Origin of the sequence: Streptomyces sp. ALI-76-A, assembly GCF_030287445.1 — a bacterium.
In the GTDB taxonomy this organism is placed as follows: domain Bacteria; phylum Actinomycetota; class Actinomycetes; order Streptomycetales; family Streptomycetaceae; genus Streptomyces.
The window spans coordinates 4,215,852-4,236,866 of sequence record NZ_JASVWB010000002.1; the positions used below are offsets into that span (position 1 = coordinate 4,215,852).

21 protein-coding genes are annotated in these 21,015 nt (G+C 73.7%); 12 read left to right on the forward strand and 9 right to left on the reverse strand.

Annotated elements, in window-relative coordinates; all coding sequences use genetic code 11:
* Window positions 1-220: 220 nt before the first annotated feature.
* Together QQS16_RS19640 and QQS16_RS19645 are read right to left on the reverse strand one after the other, a co-directional pair.
* Window positions 221-1,297, reverse strand: a complete 1,077-nt coding sequence (locus tag QQS16_RS19640) for an HAAS signaling domain-containing protein (protein WP_286063141.1) — start codon at window positions 1,295-1,297, stop codon at window positions 221-223.
* Between the two features lie 88 nt (window positions 1,298-1,385).
* The gene (locus QQS16_RS19645; RefSeq protein ID WP_286063142.1) at window positions 1,386-2,993 is read right to left on the reverse strand and encodes a PstS family phosphate ABC transporter substrate-binding protein; all 1,608 of its coding nucleotides are present in this window, start codon (window positions 2,991-2,993) and stop codon (window positions 1,386-1,388) included.
* Window positions 2,994-3,229: 236 nt separating this feature from the next.
* Here QQS16_RS19645 and QQS16_RS19650 point away from each other — a divergent pair, with 236 nt between their 5' ends.
* The 3 genes from QQS16_RS19650 to QQS16_RS19660 all read left to right on the forward strand — a co-directional run bounded on the left by QQS16_RS19650 (window position 3,230) and on the right by QQS16_RS19660 (window position 6,411).
* Complete coding sequence (locus QQS16_RS19650) at window positions 3,230-5,773, forward strand: helicase-associated domain-containing protein (RefSeq protein WP_286063143.1); 2,544 nt, start codon at window positions 3,230-3,232, stop codon at window positions 5,771-5,773.
* Window positions 5,774-5,962: 189 nt separating this feature from the next.
* Window positions 5,963-6,094, forward strand: a complete 132-nt coding sequence (locus QQS16_RS19655; protein WP_286063144.1) for a hypothetical protein — start codon at window positions 5,963-5,965, stop codon at window positions 6,092-6,094.
* Window positions 6,095-6,183: 89 nt separating this feature from the next.
* Entirely contained in the window at window positions 6,184-6,411 is a 228-nt protein-coding gene (locus tag QQS16_RS19660; protein WP_286063145.1) for a hypothetical protein, read from the forward strand.
* On the opposite strand, the gene istB is transcribed toward QQS16_RS19660, so the two are convergent.
* Window positions 6,389-7,606 (reverse strand): IS21-like element helper ATPase IstB, encoded by a 1,218-nt coding sequence (istB, locus tag QQS16_RS19665; protein WP_286066386.1) that lies wholly within the window; start codon window positions 7,604-7,606, stop codon window positions 6,389-6,391. The two genes, QQS16_RS19660 and istB, sit on opposite strands and share 23 nt — an antisense overlap.
* A gap of 193 nt (window positions 7,607-7,799) precedes the next feature.
* Between istB and QQS16_RS19670 the strand changes: the two genes are divergently transcribed.
* Window positions 7,800-9,443: a DNA repair helicase XPB gene (locus QQS16_RS19670; RefSeq protein WP_286063146.1), complete on the forward strand. Its 1,644-nt coding sequence runs from the start codon at window positions 7,800-7,802 to the stop codon at window positions 9,441-9,443.
* A 16-nt stretch (window positions 9,444-9,459) separates the two neighbouring features.
* On the opposite strand, the gene QQS16_RS19675 is transcribed toward QQS16_RS19670, so the two are convergent.
* Window positions 9,460-9,645 carry a hypothetical protein gene (locus tag QQS16_RS19675; protein ID WP_286063147.1) on the reverse strand — a complete coding sequence of 62 codons (186 nt, stop codon included), beginning with the start codon at window positions 9,643-9,645 and terminating at the stop codon, window positions 9,460-9,462.
* Between the two features lie 242 nt (window positions 9,646-9,887).
* Window positions 9,888-10,061, reverse strand: a complete 174-nt coding sequence (locus QQS16_RS19680) for a hypothetical protein (RefSeq protein WP_286063148.1) — start codon at window positions 10,059-10,061, stop codon at window positions 9,888-9,890.
* Between the two features lie 205 nt (window positions 10,062-10,266).
* Between QQS16_RS19680 and QQS16_RS19685 the strand changes: the two genes are divergently transcribed.
* Complete coding sequence (locus QQS16_RS19685; RefSeq protein ID WP_286063149.1) at window positions 10,267-12,342, forward strand: HelD family protein; 2,076 nt, start codon at window positions 10,267-10,269, stop codon at window positions 12,340-12,342.
* Window positions 12,343-12,543: 201 nt separating this feature from the next.
* Here QQS16_RS19685 and QQS16_RS19690 read toward each other — a convergent pair whose 3' ends face one another.
* Entirely contained in the window at window positions 12,544-13,236 is a 693-nt protein-coding gene (locus QQS16_RS19690) for a copper homeostasis protein CutC (RefSeq protein ID WP_286063150.1), read from the reverse strand.
* Window positions 13,237-13,398: 162 nt separating this feature from the next.
* Between QQS16_RS19690 and QQS16_RS19695 the strand changes: the two genes are divergently transcribed.
* Together QQS16_RS19695 and QQS16_RS19700 are read left to right on the forward strand one after the other, a co-directional pair.
* Window positions 13,399-14,046, forward strand: a complete 648-nt coding sequence (locus QQS16_RS19695) for an HD domain-containing protein (protein ID WP_286063151.1) — start codon at window positions 13,399-13,401, stop codon at window positions 14,044-14,046.
* Between the two features lie 67 nt (window positions 14,047-14,113).
* Window positions 14,114-15,181 (forward strand): GNAT family N-acetyltransferase, encoded by a 1,068-nt coding sequence (locus QQS16_RS19700; protein WP_286063152.1) that lies wholly within the window; start codon window positions 14,114-14,116, stop codon window positions 15,179-15,181.
* 12 nt (window positions 15,182-15,193) lie between these two features.
* On the opposite strand, the gene QQS16_RS19705 is transcribed toward QQS16_RS19700, so the two are convergent.
* Window positions 15,194-15,472: a DUF4031 domain-containing protein gene (locus QQS16_RS19705; protein WP_286063153.1), complete on the reverse strand. Its 279-nt coding sequence runs from the start codon at window positions 15,470-15,472 to the stop codon at window positions 15,194-15,196.
* 7 nt (window positions 15,473-15,479) lie between these two features.
* Window positions 15,480-15,863, reverse strand: coding sequence for a DUF8819 family protein (locus tag QQS16_RS19710; protein ID WP_286063154.1), 384 nt, complete (start codon window positions 15,861-15,863; stop codon window positions 15,480-15,482).
* Between the two features lie 55 nt (window positions 15,864-15,918).
* On the opposite strand from QQS16_RS19710, the gene QQS16_RS19715 reads away from it, so the two are divergent.
* The 3 genes from QQS16_RS19715 (at window position 15,919) to QQS16_RS19725 (ending at window position 19,161) form a co-directional block, all read left to right on the forward strand.
* Window positions 15,919-16,842, forward strand: coding sequence for a MurR/RpiR family transcriptional regulator (locus tag QQS16_RS19715; RefSeq protein ID WP_286063155.1), 924 nt, complete (start codon window positions 15,919-15,921; stop codon window positions 16,840-16,842).
* 297 nt (window positions 16,843-17,139) lie between these two features.
* A complete protein-coding gene (murQ, locus tag QQS16_RS19720; RefSeq protein ID WP_286063156.1) occupies window positions 17,140-18,075 on the forward strand; it encodes an N-acetylmuramic acid 6-phosphate etherase in 936 nt (311 codons plus the stop codon).
* Window positions 18,076-18,309: 234 nt separating this feature from the next.
* Window positions 18,310-19,161 (forward strand): aldo/keto reductase, encoded by an 852-nt coding sequence (locus QQS16_RS19725; RefSeq protein ID WP_286063157.1) that lies wholly within the window; start codon window positions 18,310-18,312, stop codon window positions 19,159-19,161.
* Here QQS16_RS19725 and QQS16_RS19730 read toward each other — a convergent pair.
* Entirely contained in the window at window positions 19,133-19,525 is a 393-nt protein-coding gene (locus tag QQS16_RS19730; RefSeq protein WP_286066387.1) for a hypothetical protein, read from the reverse strand. The two genes, QQS16_RS19725 and QQS16_RS19730, sit on opposite strands and share 29 nt — an antisense overlap.
* 118 nt (window positions 19,526-19,643) lie before the next feature.
* Here QQS16_RS19730 and QQS16_RS19735 point away from each other — a divergent pair, with 118 nt between their 5' ends.
* On the forward strand, window positions 19,644-20,483 hold the full coding sequence (locus QQS16_RS19735; protein WP_286063158.1) for a helix-turn-helix domain-containing protein: 840 nt from the start codon (window positions 19,644-19,646) through the stop codon (window positions 20,481-20,483).
* On the forward strand, window positions 20,467-20,724 hold the full coding sequence (locus tag QQS16_RS19740) for a DUF397 domain-containing protein (RefSeq protein ID WP_286063159.1): 258 nt from the start codon (window positions 20,467-20,469) through the stop codon (window positions 20,722-20,724). Before QQS16_RS19735 ends, QQS16_RS19740 begins: the two co-directional genes overlap by 17 nt.
* Window positions 20,725-21,015 lie beyond the last annotated feature (291 nt).

A 21,015-nucleotide genomic window follows, 5' to 3' on the forward strand; every position in this document is an offset into this window, starting at 1 on the left:
GGGGCGATGGGGTGCCCACGAACCCGTCCGCACGCGGTCACACTGACCTGCCGCGCCCGCTGACCCAGCTCCTGACGGCGGCGCCCGGCGTCCGGCCGTCGGGGCCACGCGCGTCCATGACCCGGCCGCACGCGGCTCGCACTCACGTATCCGAGTCCGCCGGCGTGGCATCCTGACGGCGACGCCCGGTACCCGGCGTCCGGCTCCGGGGCGTGGGCGCCTACCGCCGGCGCTGTGAGCGCCAGACCAGGAACAGGGCCGAGGCCACGGCCGCGCCGCGGACCACCCAGGGCCAGGTCTCGGCCAGGGCGTCGTTCATGTGGCCCTCGGCGACGGGGGCGCCCCAGCGGCCCTCGGTGCGGCCCCACAGCCAGACGACACCGGCCGTGAGGGACAGGCCGGGCAGGATCACCACCGCCCACTTGGTCTCGGCGTCGCTCAGCCGCCGGGAGGCGTAGGCGATGGCCCAGCCCAGCACGAGGGCGATCCAGTTGCCGAGCACGGCACCGGCGACGAGGAGGCCGGCGGCGAGCAGCAGGAACGGGTTGCTCCAGCTTCCGGTGCCGAGGGGCAGCAGCCGGCGGCGGCCGGGCACGACGGCGGGGGCGTCCACGACGACTCCCCCGGCCTTCGGCGCCCCGCCCCCGCGCGGCCTCCACCAGGGCTTCCCGGGCTTGCCTGCCGTCTCGGTGGCCGTCCCGGCGGCCGGGGCGGGCTGTCCGGCGGGGGACTCCTGCTCCGGTTCCTTCTCCGCCTCGTCCTTCCTCGGCGGGGGCTTGAGCAGTTCCGGGATCTCCACCCCGCCGACGAACCCGGGCACGCTGTCCCCGACCCCGAAGGGGCTGCTGTCCACCCGCCACCAGTCGGGCTGGGCCGCGCTGTCCCCGAGTTCGTGCATGCCCGCGAGGTGCGGCGCGGAGGACGCCTCGGCGGGCGGCGGCGGTGTCTGGGCCGGGCGCGGCCGGGGCACGGCCCGCCGCAGCCGCCTGGACCGGCCGGTGTCCTCGGGCTCGGTGTCCCGCTGTACGGGCACGGAGGGGGCCGGCGCCTGCGGGGGGCCGGCGGTGGGGGCGCCGCCCGCGGCCTCGACGACCTCGTCGGGGCTGCCGAGGCGGGCGATGATGCGCCGCACGGCGGCGGGGCTGTCGACGGCCGCCTTGGCCCGCCGCCGGTCGATCTCGTCGCGCAGCTCCGCGACCAGGCGCATGCGGACGGACGACGGCAGCTGGCGTTGCTGTGCCACGTCGCCGACGCGGCTCAGATACTCGTAGACGACCTGGTCGCTCTCGATACCCACGAAGTCCCCTCCGGGGTCGGTGCGTTGGATACCCCGTGGGACGACGGTAGCGCAGGCCACCGGGCATGGGGGCGCGCCGGGCGGGAGGTCATGTCGGCTCGCAGACCAGCGGGTACTCCGTCTCCGAGCAGGGGCGGTTGCCGTGTTCGCGCAGGATGTCCTTGCCGCCCTGGTCGGTGAGGTAGCGCAGGAAGGCGGCGGCGATGGAGTCGGAGGGCGGTTCGCCGAAGGTGTAGGCGTACTCGGTCTGCCAGTAGGGGTAGTCGCCGTCCTCGACACCCTCCAGGGTGGGCGGCATGCGGTCGATGCGCAGCTGCACGAGGTCGGTGGCCGAGGCCGCGCTGCTGACCTCGCTGTAGCCGAGGGCGCCGTTGATGGCGGCCGTGCGGTCCAGCACTGCTTCGGTGTTGTCGACCTCGCAGACGCCGGGCCGGTCCTCGTCCAAAGCGGCGCAGTCGTCCGCGGTGGCCTCCGGCACCTTCACCCGGCCGAGGACGCGCTGTTCGAGGGCGGTGCGGGTGCCGGAGCCGCGGTGGCGGTTGACGAGGTGGATGGGGACGTCCCGGGCGCCGCCCACCTGTGACCAGTGCGTGTACGTGCCGGAGTAGATGCCCCTGATCTGGTCGAGGGTGAGGTTGCGGACCTTGGCGTCCTTGTTCACGACGAGGGTGAACAGGGAGTAGGCGACGGGGCGGGGCAGCACCTCGGGATGGCTGCCGACCGTGGGTCCGTCGGTGAAGGTGATGTGGTCGCCGAGTCCGGCGCCGCCCAGATCGCCGGCCTGGGCACCGGCGGCCTCCAGCGCGGCGATGCCCTCGCCGCTGCCGGTGAAGGTCCCGTCGCCGACGGGGATGTCGGCGCCCTTGCCGTCGCACAGCTCCCCGTACCGCTCGGCCGCCGCCCGCACGGCGGGGGCGAACGCCGTGGAGCCGTGCAGGCGCAGGGTGCCGCCGACGCAGTCCAGCGGCGGCGTCTCCTCCCGCCACACCAGCGTCAGGCCGGCCTGCGCCAGGACCGCCAGCGCCAGCAGGACGATGCCGACCAGCGCCGGTCTGGAGGCGAACGTGTGGCTCTCGGTGCGGGCCAGTCTGAGCCGGGCGGTCCGGGCGAGCCAGCCGAACCAGTGGCTGTGCCGGCCACTGACGTCGGCACGGAAGACCGGGTCGGGGAAGGGGTCCCGGCGGTCGGCGGACCGGCGTTCCAGCACCGCCAGGACCTTGTAGTGGGCGCTCGGGTTGAGCTTGACCTTCGGGAGCCTGATGACGCCGGAGTCGAGTTCGTCGTCGATGCCGAAGCCGGTGGCCCGGGCGCTGAAGAAGTCCCGCAGTTCCGGCTGGCTGAGCTCGGTCACGACCGCGCCCACGACCCGGCGGCCGGGGAAGGTGACGCGGATGCCGCCCGGGTCGTCGGCGGGGGTCAGGTAGTCGTCCTCGATGATCGGCAGCCAGCCGGCGTTCTCGATCCGCAGCAGCACGAAGGAGGGGTCGGTGAGGGTGGTGCCGTTCTGGTGCATCTCCTCCAGGACACCGGCGTACGGCGAGTGGGCGGTGTCGGTGGCGAGGGTGTCCATCTGGACGCGGTAGCCGAGCCGTTTGCGGCCGACGACCGCGAACTCCCACACGAACGCGGCGGACGGGATCGCGATGCTCAGCATCGCGACCAGCGTGTCGAAGTCCCACTCGAAGCCCAGGCTCACCGTCGAACTCCCTTGCCTCGCCGTGCGCTTGACGGGGGAGAACAGGGTGACGAGTGCGGGCGCAGTGGTGCCGGGGATGCGCCGACCCTCCGGGCGATGTTCATCCCCGGGCCATCTGCGCAACGTTCCGTTCGCCTGGTGTCCCCCCACCACGGGCGCGTACGCCCCCGCGGGAGCGCGCCCCGGCCCACCCGTGGCCGCCGACGGCGGGCCGCGCACCCGCTACCGTTGGCCGGATGAGCAGTGCTGAGAAGCCGGTGGCACCCCGGTCCCTCGCGGAGGCGCTCCGCGCGCGGGACGACGGGTCCCTCGCCGCGCTCCTGCGCGCCCGCCCCGACCTCATCACCCCCGTCCCGACCGATCTCACCCAGCTCGCGACCCGGGCCGGCACCCGCGCGTCCGTCGTCCGCGCGCTGGAGCGGCTGGACAGGTTCACGTTGCAGACCGCGGAGGCGCTGGCCGTGGCGGCGGACCCGGCGTCCTACGCGGAGCTGCTCGCTCTGATGGCGGGGGACGAGCGCGACCCGGTGGTCGCCGCCGCGCTGCCCCGCGCCCTGGGCACCCTGCGCGAACAGGCCCTGGTGTGGGGCGACGACGAACAGCTGCGCCTGGTGCGTACGGCCCGTGAGCTGCTCGCGCCGTCCCCGCAGCACCCGTCCCCGACCGGCCTGGGCCCGGCCGTGCGGGAGTCGACGGCGGGCATGTCGCCAGGCCGTATCCAGGAGATCGTGACGGCGGCCGGACTGCCCTCGACACACGACTCGGTGTCCGCGATCGCCTCGCTCACCGCCCTGTTCACCGACCGCCGGCGGATGGCGGCGCTGCTCGCCGACGCCCCGCGGGAGTCCCGGGAGGTCCTGTCCCGCCTGGTCTGGGGTCCGCCCTACGGTCAGGTCACCGCCGACCCGGCCGCCCATCTGCGCTGGCTCCTCGACCGCGGGCTGCTGCTGCCGACGGCGCCCGGGACGGTCGTCCTCCCCCGCGAGGTGGCCCTGCACCTGCGCGAGGGCCGCGCGCACCGCGTCACCGAACCTGTGCCGCCGGCCGTGGAGGCCGTCGCCACGCACCGCCCCCAGCTGGTGGACGCGACGGCGGCCGGGCAGGCGTACACCGCGCTGACGACCGTGGAGGAGCTGCTGAAGGACTGGGACGAGGGCGGCCCGTCGGTGTTGCGGGCGGGCGGGCTCAGCGTCCGCGACCTGAAGCGGACCGCCGTCGCCCTGGACGTCCCCGAGCCGGTCGCCGCCTTCTGGGTCGAACTCGCCTACGCGGCCGGCCTGATCGCCGCCGACGGCGAGGCCGACGAGCGGTACGCGGCGACCCCGGCCTACGACGAGTGGCTGGAGGAGCCCGCCCCGCAGCGCTGGTCGCGGCTGGCGCAGGCGTGGCTGGCGGCGACCCGGACGCCTGGGCTGGTGGGCGGGCGGGACGGCCGGGACCGTACGTTGTCGGCGCTCGGGCCGGGCCTGGACCGTTCGGCGGCGCCCGAGGTACGGCACCGGGTGCTGGCCCTGCTCGCCGCGCTGCCGGAGGGCGCCGCCCCGTCCGCCGAGTCGGTCCTCGCCCGGCTGAGCTGGGAGCGGCCGCTGCGCGGCCCGCAACGCGACGACGACCTTCGGGCCCGGCTCGCCCGGTGGACCCTGGCGGAGGCGGAACAGCTGGGCGTGACGGGGCGGGGCGCGCTGTCGGCGCACGGGCGGGCCCTGCTGGGCGCGCCCGCCCGGAAGTCCGCCGCCTCCGAGTCCGCCGCCGAACCGGCCGGTCCCGGTGACAAGCTGCCGGTGCACCACCGGCCCGCGCCCGCCCTGGAGCCGCTGTCCCCCGCCGAGCGGGCCACCGCCGCGGCCACCGCCGCCCGGCTCCTGACCCCGCTGCTGCCCGAACCCCTGGACCACGTCCTGCTCCAGGCGGATCTGACGGCGGTGGCGCCCGGGCCGCTGCGGCGCCCGCTGGCGGACATGCTGGACGTGCTCGCGGAGGTGGAGTCGAAGGGCGGGGCGACCGTCTACCGGTTCACGCCCGGCTCGGTGCGCCGCGCGCTCGACTCCGGCCGGACCGCGTCCGACCTGCACGCCTTCCTCACCGAGCACTCCCGTACGCCGGTCCCGCAGCCGCTCGCGTACCTGATCGACGACGTGGCCCGCCGGCACGGCCATCTGCGGGTGGGCGCGGCCTCGGCGTACGTCCGCTGCGACGACGACGCGCTGCTCAACGAGATCATGGCCGACAAGCGCGCCGCGGGCCTGCGGCTGCGCCGTCTGGCCCCGACGGTGCTGGCCACCCCGTCCGACGCGGCCGCGCTGCTGGAGGGTCTGCGCGCGATGGGCTTCGCCCCGGCCGCCGAGTCCGCCGAGGGCGATGTGCTGATCACCCGCGCGCTCGCCCACCGCACCCCGCCGCGCACCGCGCCCGAGCCGGTCCCGGACGGCCCGCCGGTCCCCGACGCGCACCTCCTGGCCGCCGCGCTGCGCGCCGTCCGCGCCGGCGACCTCGCCTCCACGACCCCCCGCAAACCGACGGCCGGCCCGGACACGGCCGGTGAGCTGCCCCGCACCAGCGCCGCCGAGACCCTCGCCACCATGCAGGCCGCCGTCCTCACCGGCGAGACCCTGTGGATCGGCTACGTGAACGCCGAGGGCTCCGCCACCCAGCGCGTCATCGCCCCCATCCGCGTCGAGGGCGGCTTCGTCACGGCGTACGACCACACCTCGGACGAGGTCCGCACGTATCCGCTGCACCGGGTGACCGGGGTGGCGGAACTCGCCGACGAGCAGCCCTGAGGCGGGGGCTCACTCCTGCGGGTGTACGTCCGTGATCATGCACGCCACGCCGGACGCTTCCCACCGATGAGGGAGCTTGCCCGGCCTGCCGCATTCCGGCGCGGGCCGCCGGGCAGCCACCGGGTGTCCTGATCACACCGGGCCGCCCGCCGGCGGTCCCGGTGAGTGCCACAGAGAGGAAGTCGCTCCATGCGTGCTGCCGCCCGTCGTGCCGCCACCGTCCTGACCGTCACCGCCGTGCTGATCGGTGCCTTCGCCACCCAGGCCGCCGCCGTCGGCATCGACATCGCCGGGCTGGTCATCGAGACGCCGCAGATCTGACGCGCCCGCGCTCCTTCTCGGGCCGGCCCCCGCGTTCCGGGCCGGCCCGCCCCACCCCCCACCCGTACGTGAAAGGTCGGCCAGCCCCCATGCGTTCCAAGCCTCCCCTGCCCGCCCGCGCCACCGCCGTCGCCGTCTCGGTCACCGCGCTGCTGTCCGCCGCCGCGCTGCTCGGGGCGCTCGCCCCCGAGGCCGCGGCCGCCGGGCCGGCGCTGCCGCTGCCGCTCCCGGTCGCCGCTCCCGAGTCCCTGGTCACCGAAGGGCTGAGTATCGAGGGACCGCTGCTCAACAACGTCACTCTGCCCACGCTGAGGTAGCGGCCCGCCGCGTCCGGTAGCTGTCCCCGTCGATCCGCACGATCTCGGCGTGGTGGGCCAGGCGGTCCACCATCGCCGGTGCGGAGGGGCCGCCGAAGATCTCGTTCCAGCGGCCGGGCGGGCGGTCACCGGTCACGATCAGCGAGGCCCGCTCGTAGCGGTGCGCGACCAGCTGGAAGAAGAGAGCGGAGGTCTGCGCGTCGAAGGGGGTGTAGCCGACCTCGTCGACGACCAGCACCGGGTAGGCGTCGAGCGCGGCCAGCTCCCCGGCGAGCCGGCCGGCGGCCTGGGCGTCGGCCAGCCGGGCGGCCCACTCGGCCGCGGTCGCGAACAGCACCCGGTGGCCGGCCTGGCAGGCGCGCACGCCCAGCCCGATGGCCAGGTGGGTCTTGCCGGTGCCGGTAGGGCCGACGAGGACCACGTTGCGCCCTGCGGTGACGAAGTCCAGCTTGCCGAGCCGGGCCACGCCGTCCCGGTCGAAGGTGCGAGGGTGCTGCTCGTCGTAGTCCTCCAGCAGCTTGCGGGCCGGGAACCCGGCGGCGCGGACGCGTTCCTCCGCGCCGGCGTCGGCCGCGCGCGGGCCCGCCTGGGCGGGGACGGAGGCGGCAGGCGGTGGGGCCGCCGGCGGTTCCGGGTCCGTGGTGTGGCCCTGGTGGTGGACCGGATCGGTCCGGGCCAGCATCGGCCCGGACATGTACGCCAGGATCGCCGCCGACAGGATGAAGGCCATGTGAATGGTGGTGCCCCACAGCAGTGAGTGCTGCGCGGTGTGCTGGACGTCCACGAACATCTGGAGCAGGTGGACGGACGAGATGCCCACGATGGCGGTGGCCAGCTTCACCTTCAGCACGTTGGGGTTGACGTGCGAGAACCACTCCGGCTGGTCGCGGTGGCCCTGGAGGTCGATACGTGAGACGAACGTCTCGTAGCCGCCGACGATCACCATGATCAGCAGGTTGGCGATCATGACCACGTCGACCAGTTTGAGCACCGAGAGCATGACGTACGTCTCCGTCGCCCGCCCGGTCACGCACCGGAGCACTAACGTCCACAGCTCGTTGAAGAACTTGTAGACGTACACACCCTGGACGACGACCAGACCGAAGTAGAGCGGGGCCTGGAGCCAGCGGGTGGCGAACAGGGCGTACCCGAGCGTGGCGGTCGGCGGGGACGGGGAACGAGGGGAGGGCCGCATGGTCAGCCATTCTTCGGACGCCACGGCCGTACGGCTCACTCGCGTCACCCGCGGGGGTGAATACACATTCTGTACGACAGGACGCGACAGGACGCCGGCGGAACCGGACGATCAGGCACACTGGACGTTTGGCCCCGCACCGTCACGGGGGTCTCGCAGAGCCACGCAGGTCCGTGCAGAAAGGTAGCCGCGCGTGAATGGTCCCCTGATCGTCCAGTCCGACAAGACCCTGCTCCTGGAAGTCGACCACGAGCAGGCCGGTGACTGCCGTCGGGCCATCGCGCCGTTCGCGGAGCTGGAGCGGGCGCCGGAGCACATCCACACCTACCGGGTGACCCCGCTGGGGCTGTGGAACGCGCGGGCCGCCGGGCACGACGCCGAGCAGGTCGTGGACGCGCTGGTGCAGTACAGCCGGTATCCGGTGCCGCACGCGCTGCTCGTGGACATCGCCGAGACGATGGACCGGTACGGGCGGCTGACCCTCAGCAAGCACCCCGCGCACGGGCTCGTGCTCACCTCCACCGACCGGCCGGTGCTGGAGGAGGTCCTGCGCTCCAAGCGGATCGCCCCGCTGGTCGGCGACCGCATCGACCCCGACACCGTCCTCGTGCACCCCTCCGAGCGCGGCCAGATCAAGCAGACGCTGCTGAGGCTGGGCTGGCCCGCCGAGGACCTCGCGGGGTACGTCGACGGCGAGGCGCACGCGATCGAGCTGCACGAGGAGGGCTGGGCGCTGCGGCCCTACCAGAAGCAGGCCGTGGAGAACTTCTGGCACGGCGGGTCGGGCGTGGTCGTCCTGCCCTGCGGCGCGGGCAAGACGCTGGTGGGCGCCGGGGCCATGGCTCAGGCCAAGTCGACCACGCTGATCCTGGTCACCAACACCGTGTCCGCCCGGCAGTGGAAGCACGAGCTGGTCAAGCGGACCTCGCTGACGGAGGAGGAGATCGGCGAGTACAGCGGGACGCGCAAGGAGATCCGGCCCGTCACCATCGCCACCTACCAGGTGCTGACGACGCGGCGGAAGGGTGTCTACCCACACCTGGAGCTGTTCGACTCCCGGGACTGGGGCCTGATCCTCTACGACGAGGTGCACCTGCTGCCGGCGCCGGTCTTCAAGTTCACGGCGGATCTGCAGGCGCGGCGGCGGCTCGGGCTGACCGCGACCCTGGTGCGCGAGGACGGGCGGGAGTCCGACGTGTTCTCGCTGATCGGTCCCAAGCGGTTCGACGCGCCCTGGAAGGAGATCGAGGCACAGGGCTACATCGCGCCCGCGGACTGCGTGGAGGTCCGGGTGAACCTCACGGACGCAGAGCGGCTCGCGTACGCCACCGCGGAGACCGAGGAGAAGTACCGCTTCTGTGCGACGACCGCGACCAAGCGGAAGGTGACCGAGGCGATCGTGCGGCGGTTCGCCGGGCAGCAGATCCTGGTCATCGGGCAGTACATCGACCAGCTGGACGAGCTGGGGGAGCATCTCGACGCCCCGGTCATCAAGGGCGAGACCTCCAACGCCCAGCGGGAGAAGCTCTTCGAGGCGTTCCGGCAGGGCGAGATCAGCGTGCTGGTGGTGTCGAAGGTCGCGAACTTCTCCATCGACCTGCCGGAGGCGACGGTCGCCGTGCAGGTGTCGGGAACGTTCGGGTCGCGGCAGGAGGAGGCACAGCGCCTGGGGCGGGTGCTGCGGCCCAAGGCGGACGGGCACCAGGCGCACTTCTACTCGGTGGTCGCCCGCGACACCATCGACCAGGACTTCGCCGCGCACCGGCAGCGGTTCCTGGCGGAGCAGGGGTACGCCTACCGGATCGTCGACGCGGACGAGCTGCTGGCGGAGAGCTGACCGGCGGGCCGGGCGGTCACCGGCGGCGGACGCCCGCCTCCTCGCCGTACTCGCCGAGGACGACCACGTCGAACACGGCGCCCGCGAACACCTTGACGGCATGCAGGGCATCACCGAGGACGTGCCGGTGACTGCCCAGGACGGGGGTGGCGCCGGCCGGGCGGGGCGGGCGCGGAGCTGGGGTGATGGTTGCTGCGCTCATGCCTCCATGGTGGCTTTTCCGGCATAAGGACGGCATCGGCCTGTGGTGTCGTCCCGGGTGCTCGCCGTGTAGTACCTGCGGCCGATGGGACGCCCCCAGAGAGGGAGGGGGCGGCCCCGCCTCTCCCCTAGGGGGTGCCCTGAGACACCGGGGTGCCTACGGCCCGGCGGGCGGTGGGTCCGTCAGTCCGTCAGTCCGTCAGTCCGTCGGACTGCCGACCTGCGGACCTGCGGACCCGGTGGTCAGGCTCGCTTCGGGGGGAGCACCGAGCGGATGACGCCCTCCAGGAGCCGCTCCAGTTGCTCGGGGGACATGGCCCCGTGCCGCCACAGGTCCATGTCCCGTACGCCGTACCGCGTCAGTAACTCCCTCAGGGGGTCGGGGTCGGGCAAGGGGAGGTGCGTGGGTGGCTCCACGGACGGGCTCCCGGGGTTGGAGGGGCGACTGGGGTGGGGGGCGTGTCCCGCAGCCTACTTCCGCGGAAATCCGTTGGCCCCCGTCTCGTCCACTCGCCTAGAATCTCCGCTCTTGCCCGCCTCCTGACCGGAGTGCCGCCGACCGGACGGAAACCGGCCGGCATCCCGCGACCGCGTATCCCGTAGGCCCACCGGAGGCACCCCCTTGTCCACGCCCGTCGGCGACGACCCCCTCGTCCGCGAACGCTCCCACCTCGCCCGCTCCCGCGCCGCCCTGCGGGCCATGCGGGAGGACGTCGAGTCCCTCGACATCAGCGACGTCACCGCGAACTGGGTCAACGCGGAGGTCCTGGCCCGCCAGATCGACGAACGCGTCAAGGCGCTCGCCGACCTCAGCGACACCCCGCTGTTCTTCGGCCGCCTCGACTACCTGCGCCGGCCGGGCGCCGAACGGACGGAAGGCACGGACGGCGAGCGGGCGGACGGCGCGGACGGCGCGGACGGCGAGCGTTTCTACATCGGGCGCCGGCACGTGCACGACCAGGACGGCGACCCGATGGTCGTCGACTGGCGCGCACCGGTCTCGCAGCCGTTCTACCGGGCCTCGAAGAAGGACCCGATGGACGTGGCGCTGCGCCGCCGCTTCGGCTACACGGGCGGCGACCTCACCGCGTACGAGGACGAGCACCTGCTGGACCCGGCGGAGGCCGCGGCCACCAGCAAGCTGCTCCAGCGGGAGATCGAGCGCCCGCGCGTCGGCCCGATGCGCGACATCGTGGCGACCATCCAGCCCGAGCAGGACGAGATCGTGCGCGCCGGCCTGGGCGGGACGGTGTGCGTGCAGGGCGGCCCGGGGACCGGGAAGACGGCCGTCGGCCTGCACCGCGTCGCGTACCTCCTCTACGCCCACCGTGAGCGGCTCGCCCGCACCGGCACCCTCGTCATCGGCCCCAACCGTTCCTTCCTGCACTACATCGAGCAGGTGCTGCCCGCGCTCGGTGAACTGACGGTCCGCCAGGCCACCGTGGACGACCTGGTCGCCCATGTGGAGGTGCGCGGTACGGACGAGGCGGCGGCGGCGATCGTCAAGGGCGACGCGCGGATGGCCCAGGTGCTGCGGCGGGCCGTCCACGCGCACGTGACGATGCCGGCCGAGCCGGTGGTGGTGGTGCGCGGCTCACGCCGCTGGCGGGTCCCGGTGTACGAACTGGAGGACATCGTCCGCGAGTTGCTGGACCGGGGCATCCGCTACGGAGCCGCCCGCGAGGCCCTGCCGCGGCGCATCGCGCACGCCGTGCTGGTGCAGATGGAGCGTTCGGGCGAGGCGCCGGACGACCGGGTGCAGGACGCGGTGGCCCGCAACGCGGCGGTGAAGGCGGCGGTCAAACAGATCTGGCCGCCGGTCGACCCGGCCAGACTGGTGCTGCGGCTGCTGACGGACGCGGACTTCCTGGCCGCGCACGCGGAGGGCGTGCTGAGCGCGGACGAGCAGAAGACGATCCTGTGGACGAAGCCGGTGAGGTCGGCGAGGTCGGCGAGGTGGTCGGCGGCGGACGCGGTGCTGATCGACGAGGCACAGGACCTGGTCCAGCGCACGCACTCCCTCGGCCATGTCGTCCTGGACGAGGCGCAGGACCTCTCCCCCATGCAGTACCGGGCCGTCGGCCGCCGCTGCACCACCGGCTCCGCCACCGTCCTCGGCGACCTCGCCCAGGGCACCACCCCCTGGGCCACCCGGAGTTGGCACGAGGCGCTGGCCCACCTCGGCAAGACGGACGGCGTGGTCGAGGAACTGACGGCCGGATTCCGCGTCCCGACCGACGTCATCGCGTACGCCTCCCGTCTCCTGCCGCACATCGCCCCCGGCCTGACCCCGGTCGCGTCGGTCCGGGAGAACCCCGGCTCCTTCGAGATCCGCCCGGTCACCGGCCCGGCCGACGTGATCGCCGCCTGCGAGGAGTCGCTGGGCAACGAGGGCTCCATCGGCCTGATCGCCGCCGACGCCCGCGTCCCGGCCCTGGCGAAGGCGCTCGCGGCGGCGGGCGTCGGCCACCTGGCCCCGGGCGAGGAGACGACCCACGAGGCCCGCCTCACGCTGGTCCCCGCCTCCCTGGCCAAGGGCCTGGAGTACGACTACGTGGTCCTCGACGACCCGCAGGCGATCGTCGACGGCGAACCCGACGCACGCACCGGCCTGCGCCGCCTGTACGTCACCCTCACCCGAGCGGTCTCAGGACTGACGGTCACCCACACGACCCCGCTCCCCCCACAACTGACCTGACATCCCCACCCCCTCCCGCACGGGTGGGCGCGGCCGGCACCCCGCCAACACCGGACCACACGACCCACCCCACCACCCCTTCCCGCGGGCAGTCGTGCCGCTGGGGCTGCACGGGTGGGCCCGGACGGCACCGGACGCCGCGACCCACCCACCGGCACCTCGACAACCCCGGACACCGCACCGGCGCCCACCCCGCGCCCCCTACCCCCCGTCCACCACCCGCCGCCACTCCGCGACCGCCTCCGCCGAGACCCCCCGCTCCCAGCCGCCCGGCCGCGCCGCCCCGCCGATGTGGAAGCCGTCGATCCCGGCCGCCCGGAGCACCGGTACGTGGTCCAGCCGCAGCCCCCCGCCCACCAGCAGCCGCTGCTCGTACCCCGGCTCCCCCCGCCGCCGCGCCTCGGCGAGCAGCGTGGGCAGGCCGGCGTCCACGCCGGACGCCGAACCCGCCGTCAGATAGGTGTCGAGTCCGGACAGCCCGTCCAGCTGCTTGCGCAGCGCGTCCCGGTCGGCGGCGTGGTCGATCGCCCGGTGGAACGTCCAGCGGCAGCCGTCCAGCACGCCGACGACCCGCTCCACGGCCGCCAGGTCCACCCCGCCGTCCGCGTCGAGGAACCCGAGCACGAACTCGTCGGCCCCCGCCGCCCGCAGCTCGCCCGCCGTGCGCACGAGCCGCTCGACGTCGTCCGCCGTGAAACCGTCCGCCGGCCGCAGCATCACCCGCAGCGCGAGGTCGACGGCGGCCCGGATCCCGGCGAAGGTCCCGACCGGCGGGGTCAGGCCGTCCGCCGCCATGTCGGTGACCAGTTCGAGGCGGTCCGCGCCTCCGGCCTGGGCGGCGACCGCGTCCTCGACGTCGAGGGCGATCACCTCCAGGACTGCACGCTTGCTCATGGGACCCCAATCGTCTCGTCTCAGCGGGCGGCTACCACTACAGGTCTAGTCCAATCTGGTCAAAGACTACGCCTGTACGGGATCCCGCTCACCCGGTGCTCACCGGACACCGCTCACCCGGCCGCACGGACGGGCCGGCCCGCTCGCGGGGAGAATGGCCGCATGGCCGATCCCGACGCCCTGCGCACCCGCTTCGCCCGCGCCCTGGAAGGAGCCCGGGGCCCCGACGCCACCGGCCCCGACCCGACGCCGTACGCCGACAACCTGCTCGCCCGCTGGCAGGAGCCGCAGCGCCGCTACCACACGCTCACGCACCTCACCGCGGTCCTCGACCACATCGACGCCCTCGCGCCGCACGCCACCGACCCGGACGCCGTCCGCCTGGCCGCGTGGTTCCACGACGCGGTCTACCTCCCCGACCGCTCCGAGAACGAGGAACGCTCGGCCCGGCTCGCCGAGCGCGCCCTAGCCGAAGCGGGGGTGCCCGCCGCGCGGACCGCCGAGGTGGCCCGCCTGGTCCGCCTCACCGTCACCCACGACCCCGCCGACGACGACCCGGACGGCCAGGTCCTGTGCGACGCCGACCTGGCGGTCCTCGCCGCCCCGCCGTCCGCGTACGCCGCCTACACGGCCGCCGTCCGCGAGGAGTACGGCTTCGTCCCGCCGGACGCCTTCCGCGCGGGCCGCGCCACCGTCCTGCGGCAACTCCTCGCTCTGCCCCGCCTGTTCAGGACGCCGTACGGACAGAAGCGGTGGGAGGCGACGGCCCGGTACAACATCGCCGCCGAGTTGGCGCTGCTGGAGAGCTGACGCGCCGGGCCCGGGCGACCGAGAATTCGGGTTCGCCCGGCCGGGAGAGCCCCTACTGTTGCACCCCATGCGCGCATGGGGCGGAGAACGAGTGGACGAGGCCGTCGCGGGTGCCGTGGCGGTGCTGCGGACGGCGACGGAGCGGGACTGGGACAGGGTGCCGGCGGGCCGGCTGGAGTGGAGCTGCCGGCAGACCGCCGAACACCTCGCCGGCGTGCTCCTCGCCTACGCCGGCCAGCTGGCGGGCCGCGCGCGGACCGCGTACCTGCCCTTCGACCTCACCCTCGACGAGGACACCGGCCACGCGGCCGTCCTCGACGTCCTGGAGACCACCGCCGCGCTGCTCGTCGCCACCCTCCGCACCACCCCGCCCGAGGTGCGCGCCTTCCACCCGTACCCGTTCGGCAGCGCGGACCGTGAGGGCTTCGCCGCGATGGGGATCGCCGAGACCCTCCTGCACACCCATGACATCGCCGAGGGCCTGGGGCTGCCGTACGAGCCGCCCGCAGAGCTCGCCGCGTACGTCCTGACGGGGATCTTCCCGCACGTCCGGCCCGGCCCCGACCACTGGCGCACCCTGCTGTGGGCCACCGGGCGCGGCGAGCTGCCCGGCCGCGCGCCGGTCACCGCGTGGCGCTGGAGCAACAGCCTCGTCCTGCCCGCCGGCCGGCTGACCCTCCAGGGCGTCACCCCCGCGGCCGCCGCCGACCTCCGCGCGGGCGGCGACGGCGGGTTCGCGTGGCTGGACGGCGGCCCGTTCGAGGGCACCCGGGAGGCCGCGGGAATGGTGACGAAGGCGTACGAGGCGGGGACGCACCGCCCGGAGTGGGGGCTGTTCGTCCTCGTGCGGCGGGAGGACGGCCGGGCCGTCGGCGGCATGGGGTTCCACGGCGTCCCGGACGGCGAGGGCCGTGCCGAGATCGGCTACGACCTGGTGGAGAGCGCGCGCGGCCAGGGCTACGCCACCGAGGCGCTGCGCGCGCTGTCGGAGTGGGCGCTGGCCCGGGACGACGTCCGGACGCTGTTCGCGGTCGTCGACCGGGTCAACATCCCGTCCCAGCGGCTGATCTCCCGCGCCGGGTTCACGAAGGTGAGCGAGGACGACGAGTACTTCGCCTACGAACTGCGCGACTGACGGGTCCTCAGCCTACGAACTGCGCGGCTGAGGACGCCCCTTCGGCCGGCGCAGCCCCGCCTCCGTGAGCCGGCGCACCAGTTCCTTGGACCCGACCGGCACCGCGCCGGCGGCCACCACGTCCGCGTACCGGTGCGAGGGGATGTCGTAGTGGTCGCGCTCGAAGGCCCGGCGCGGGACGCCCAAGCCGTCGGCGAACGCCTGGAGTTCCTCGAACGAGACGTCGCTCACCAGGTGCGACCACATGCGGCCGTGCCCGGGCCAGGTCGGCGGGTCGATGTAGAGCGTCACCGGAGCCTCACGAGGACACCGCCCCGCCCGCCGCCGACCCGAGCGTCCCCACCGCGGCGACCTTCACGCCCGCCTGGTGGCACACCCAGTGCGGGTCGGGGCCGAGTTCCGGTTCGACGTCCAGCGCGTGCGGGTCGCCGGAGCCGCACACCGGGCACAACGGCCAGCGCCCGTAGCGTTCGAGGAGCGCGTCCTGCACGTCCTGCGCCACCAGGCCGGCCACGAACTGCGCCCCGTCCGGCCACTGCTCGACCCACCAGCGGCGCTGGACGACGGAGTCCTCGACCATGGACACCACGTCGGCGGCGGCGACCTTCTGTGCGGCCAGGTCGGCGAGCACCAGGGCGCGTGCCGCGTGCAACGCCTGCTCCAAGGGGCTGATGGGGTCCATGCACCCATTGTGCGCACTCTTGACCACCGCACCGGCCCGAAAATATCTTTCATGGGTGACCCGCGAAGTGAAGGAAAGTTTCGGCAGGGGCGCGAGGAGCGCGGCCGCCCCGCCCGCGCCGGCCGCCCTGGCGGCCAAGGTGCGTACCCTCGCCCCGTCCATGACCCGCTCCATGCAGCGGGTCGCCGAGGCCGTCGCGAACGACCCGGCCGGCTGCGCGGCCCTCACGGTCACCGGTCTCGCCGAACGCACCGGCACCAGCGAGGCGACGGTCGTCCGCACCGCCCGCCTGCTCGGCTACCCCGGCTACCGCGACCTGCGCCTGGCGCTGGCCGGTCTCGCCGCCCAGCAGCAGTCCGGCCGGGCGCCCGCGATCACCACGGACATCGCGGTCGACGACCCGATCGCCGACGTCGTCGCGAAACTCGCCCACGACGAGCAGCAGACCCTCGCGGACACGGCGGCCGGTCTGGACACCGCGCAGCTCGGTGCGGCCGTCACCGCGCTGGCCGCCGCCCGGCGGACCGATGTGTACGGGGTCGGGGCGAGCGGGCTGGTCGCCCAGGACCTCACCCAGAAGCTGCTGCGGATAGGTCTGATAGCCCACGCCCACAGCGACCCCCACCTCGCCGTCACCAACGCCGTGCAACTGCGGGCGGGCGACGTCGCCCTCGCGATCACCCACTCCGGTTCGACCGGTGACGTCATCGAGCCGTTGCGGGTCGCCTTCGAGCACGGGGCCACCACGGTGGCGATCACCGGCCGGCCCGACGGACCGGTCACCCAGTACGCCGACCACATCCTGACGACATCGACCGCGCGGGAGAGCGAACTGCGGCCCGCCGCGATGTCGTCGCGGACCAGTCAGCTGCTGGTGGTGGACTGTCTGTTCGTGGGCGTGGCGCAGCGGACGTACGAGACGGCGGCACCGGCCCTGTCCGCGTCGTACGAGGCGCTGGCCCACCGGCACCGGCGCTAGTGCCGTGGCAGGCAACGTTCGCCCCGTCGCGACGCCCGGCACGCCCTCTCGCCGCACCGGCCGAAAGCCCAAGTACATCCAGTACGAGGGCTTCCGGCCGGCACGCCGAGAGCACGCACCGGACGCCGCTCCTTGACGGGCAAACGTTGCCTGCCGCGGCACTAGACCACGGGCCGGACCGCAGGCGCTGGACCATGGGCCGGACCGCAGACAGGACCGCGGACCGAACCGCGGGCCCGGACCGCCGGCAACACCGCAACACATCGCACCGCGCAGTGGAAAGAGCAGCCTGTCACCATGACCTCCACCTCCGATCCCCGCGATCTCCAGGCCCAGCTGGAATCCCTGACCACCGAGGCGTTCCGGCCCGAGCTCGCCGACATCGACCGGCTGCCCACCCTCGACATCGCCCGGCTGATGAACGCCGAGGACACCACCGTGCCGGCCGCCGTCGCCCGGCGGCTGCCGGAGATCGCCGCCGCGATCGACGACATCGCCGAGCGGATGGCGCGCGGCGGGCGGCTGGTCTACGCCGGCGCCGGGACCGCAGGCCGGCTCGGCGTCCTGGACGCCTCCGAGTGCCCGCCCACCTTCAACACCGACCCCGCCCAGGTCCTCGGACTGATCGCGGGCGGCCGCCAGGCCGTGGTCACCTCGGTCGAAGGCGCCGAGGACTCCGCCGAGCTGGCCCGCGCCGACCTCGACGCGCTCGCGCTGACCGGCGTCGACACGGTGGTCGGCGTCTCCGCCTCCGGCCGTACCCCGTACGCCGTCGGCGCGGTCGAGCACGCCCGCAGGCAGGGCGCGTTGACGATCGGGCTGGCCTGCAACGCGGACAGCGCGCTCGCGGCGGCCGCCGAGCACGGCATCGAGATCGTCGTCGGTCCCGAGCTGCTCACCGGCTCCACCCGCCTGAAGGCCGGCACGGCACAGAAGCTGGTCCTCAACATGCTGTCGACGATCACGATGATCCGGCTGGGCAAGACGTACGGGAACCTGATGGTCGACGTCCGCGCCTCCAACGACAAGCTGCGCGCCCGCTCCCGCCGTATCGTCGCCCTCGCCACCGGCGCCGAGGACGACGCGGTCGAGCGGGCCCTCACCGCCACCGACGGCGAGGTGAAGAACGCCATCCTGACCCTCCTCGCCGACGTGGACGGCCCGACGGCGGCCCGGCTCCTGGCGGACTCCGGCGGCCGGCTGCGGGCCGCGCTGGCGGCGGCCGGGGACTGATCCGCCGCTTCCCGGACGCCCCCGACTTCCCTTGCTAGTGCCGCGGCAGGCAACGTTCGCCCGTCAAGGAGCGGCGTCCGGTGCGTGCTCTCGGCGTGCCGGCCGGAAGCCCTCGTACTGGATGTACTTGGGCTTTCGGCCGGTGCGGCGAGAGTGCGTGCCGGGCGTCGCGACGGGGCGAACGTTGCCTGCCACGGCACTAGCGTGGGGACTTCGAACCGGGGGAGGCAACGGATGAGGGCACCGACGACGTTCCGCATCGGTGGAGACCTGGAGGTGGGGCGGCTCGGCTTCGGGGCGATGCGGCTGCCGACCGAACCGGCGGACGAGCGCGCCGCGTCCGTCGCGCTGCTCCGCAGGGCCGTCGAACTCGGCGTCACCCTCGTCGACACGGCCCACCTGTACGGCTGGGGAGCCAACGAGGAACTCCTCGCCGAGGCACTGCACCCCTACCCCGCCGACCTGCTCGTCACCACCAAGGTCGGCGTCCGGCAGCCCGCGCCGGGCGAGTGGACCTACGATGCCCGCCCGGCCTCCCTGCGCGCCCAGGTGGACGAGGCGCTGCGCCGCCTCCGCGTCGAGCGCGTCGAGCTCCTCCAGCTCCACCGCATCGACCCGGACACCCCTCTCGCCGACCAGCTCGGCGCACTGGGCGACCTCCGCTCGGAGGGCAAGGTGGGCCGGATCGGCCTCTCCGAGGTGACGGTCGCGGAACTCGACGAGGCCAGGTCCGTCGTCGACATCGCCAGCGTGCAGAACCGCTACAACCTGCTCGACCGCGAGCACGAGCCGGTGCTCAAGGCCTGCGAGGCGGCCGGCATCGCGTTCCTGCCGTGGCGGCCGGTCGCGCCCGGGGCGGCCGACGAGCACTCCGTGATCAGGTCGGTGGCGTCCGCCCTGGACGCCACCCCCACCCAGATCGCCCTGGCCTGGCTGCTGGCCCGCTCCCCGGTGCTCCTGCCGATCCCCGGCACGGCGAGCGTCGAGCACCTGGAGGAGAACGTGGCGGCGGCCGGCCTGACCCTCACGGACGAGCACCTGAGGCGGCTGGACGGCCTCACGACGGAAGCCTCCCCTCCCCGTTGACCCTGCGCACCCGGGCCCGCAGCACCTCCCCCTGCGGGGCCGGCCCGGTCGCCTCCGGCGGACAGTCCCACTCCTGCCCTCCGGCGACGGGCCGGAGCTGCACCCGGCCCCCCACGTGTCCCATGACCTCCCCGAGCCGCCCGTCCCGTACGTCCACGACATGCGCGCCGATCGCGGGCCGCTCCCCGCGTAGCACGGAGGCCAGCCGCTCGGCGGTACGGACGTTGCAGCGCCCGAGCTCGACCAGGGCGAACGGCTCGTCACCCGCGCCGGTCACCGGATCCACGCGCAGGGACGGCAGCACGAGGCCCACGCCCACGAGGGCCTCCCGCAGCTGCTCCACGACTTCCTCGGTCTGCCTCACGGCCATCCGTCCGCCTCCACGCTGAGTTGGTGATTCGCGACACAGCGTGTCTGCCCCGCCTCTAACCTGGCCAGACATGACGTTCCAACAACCTCGTCTGTCGGACAGGGAGTGACCCATGCCCGGACCGAAGGATCTGGACCCGTCGGCCTCTCCCCGCGCCCTGCTGGGCGCGGAGCTGCGTCACGCACGCGAGAAGGCCGGGCTGAGCCAGGACGATCTGGGCCAGCGGCTGTTCGTGAGCGGGTCGTTCATCGGGCAGCTGGAGGCGGGGACGCGGCGGATGGTGCCGGAGTACGCGCGGTTGCTGGACGAGGCGTTGGGGACGGAGGACTTCTTCCGGCGGAACTGCGGGGTGTCGGCGAAGTCCCGGTATCCCGAGCATTTCGCGGAGGCGGCGGAGGTGGAGGTGGAGGCCGTGGCGATCCGCCAGTACGCGCCGATGCTGATCCCAGGGCTGCTCCAGACGTCCGCGTACGCACGGGCTGTGAACCGCGCGTACGACCCGACGGCGCCGGAAGAGACCATCGACGAGTGGGTGGAAGGCCGGATGGTGCGGACCCGTCTACTCGATCATCCAACAAGCCCGTTGTTGTGGGTGGTGCTTGACGAAGCGGTGTTGCGCCGGGAGACAGGTGGACGGGCGGTGATGGCGGAAGCGTTGCGCCATGTCGCGGGCCTGGCCCGCAAGGGCCGGATCATCGTGCAGGTTCTCCCTTTCAGCGCGGGGGCGCACAAATCGATGGAGGGCTCGATGAGGCTGATGGACTTCGAGGACGCCCCTCCGCTGGTCTACTTCGAAGGGCCCGGCACCGGGCGCCTGGAAGACGACCCGGCCACCGTGGCCCGGTTGAGGTTCACCTACGAGCTCCTCACAGCGTCAGCGCTCTCGCCGGAGAAGTCCCTGGCCTTGATCGAGGCACTGGCGGAGGATTACGCGCATGAGGAACTTCCCTGACCACGACCTGAGCACGGCCATCTGGCACAAGTCCAGCTACAGCGGCGGGGGCGGCAACGAGTGTCTCGAGGTAGCCCGCTGGCGCAAGTCGACCTACAGCGGCGGCAGCGGCGACAACTGCCTTGAGGTGACGCACGACCACCTCCCCGCCCTCATCCCCGTCCGCGATTCCAAGAACCCCCGAGGCCCGAAGCTCACGTTCGGTCGGGAGGCGTGGTCCGCGTTCGTCCGGGCGATCTGAGGGTTTTCCCGGCCCCGAAGCTCAAGTGCCCAGCTCCGAGCCCTCTTTGCTTGGAATGGGCGGTGGGCCTCAACCCACCCTCCCACCCCGCGAGTTGACTTGATGCGTTCGACTTGCCACGGAGAGTCACGGTCGTCTAGCGTGCCCGGACAACGAGACAGAACAGCCCCCGTCAGGTGCTGGAACACCTGCGGGGGCCTGACCTACGAGATCGGAACAAGCGATCCCATGGCTGACGCCAAGCTTAGTGCTGCCACCCCGCCCGCGCACGCTCCCTCACCCATCGAGCCC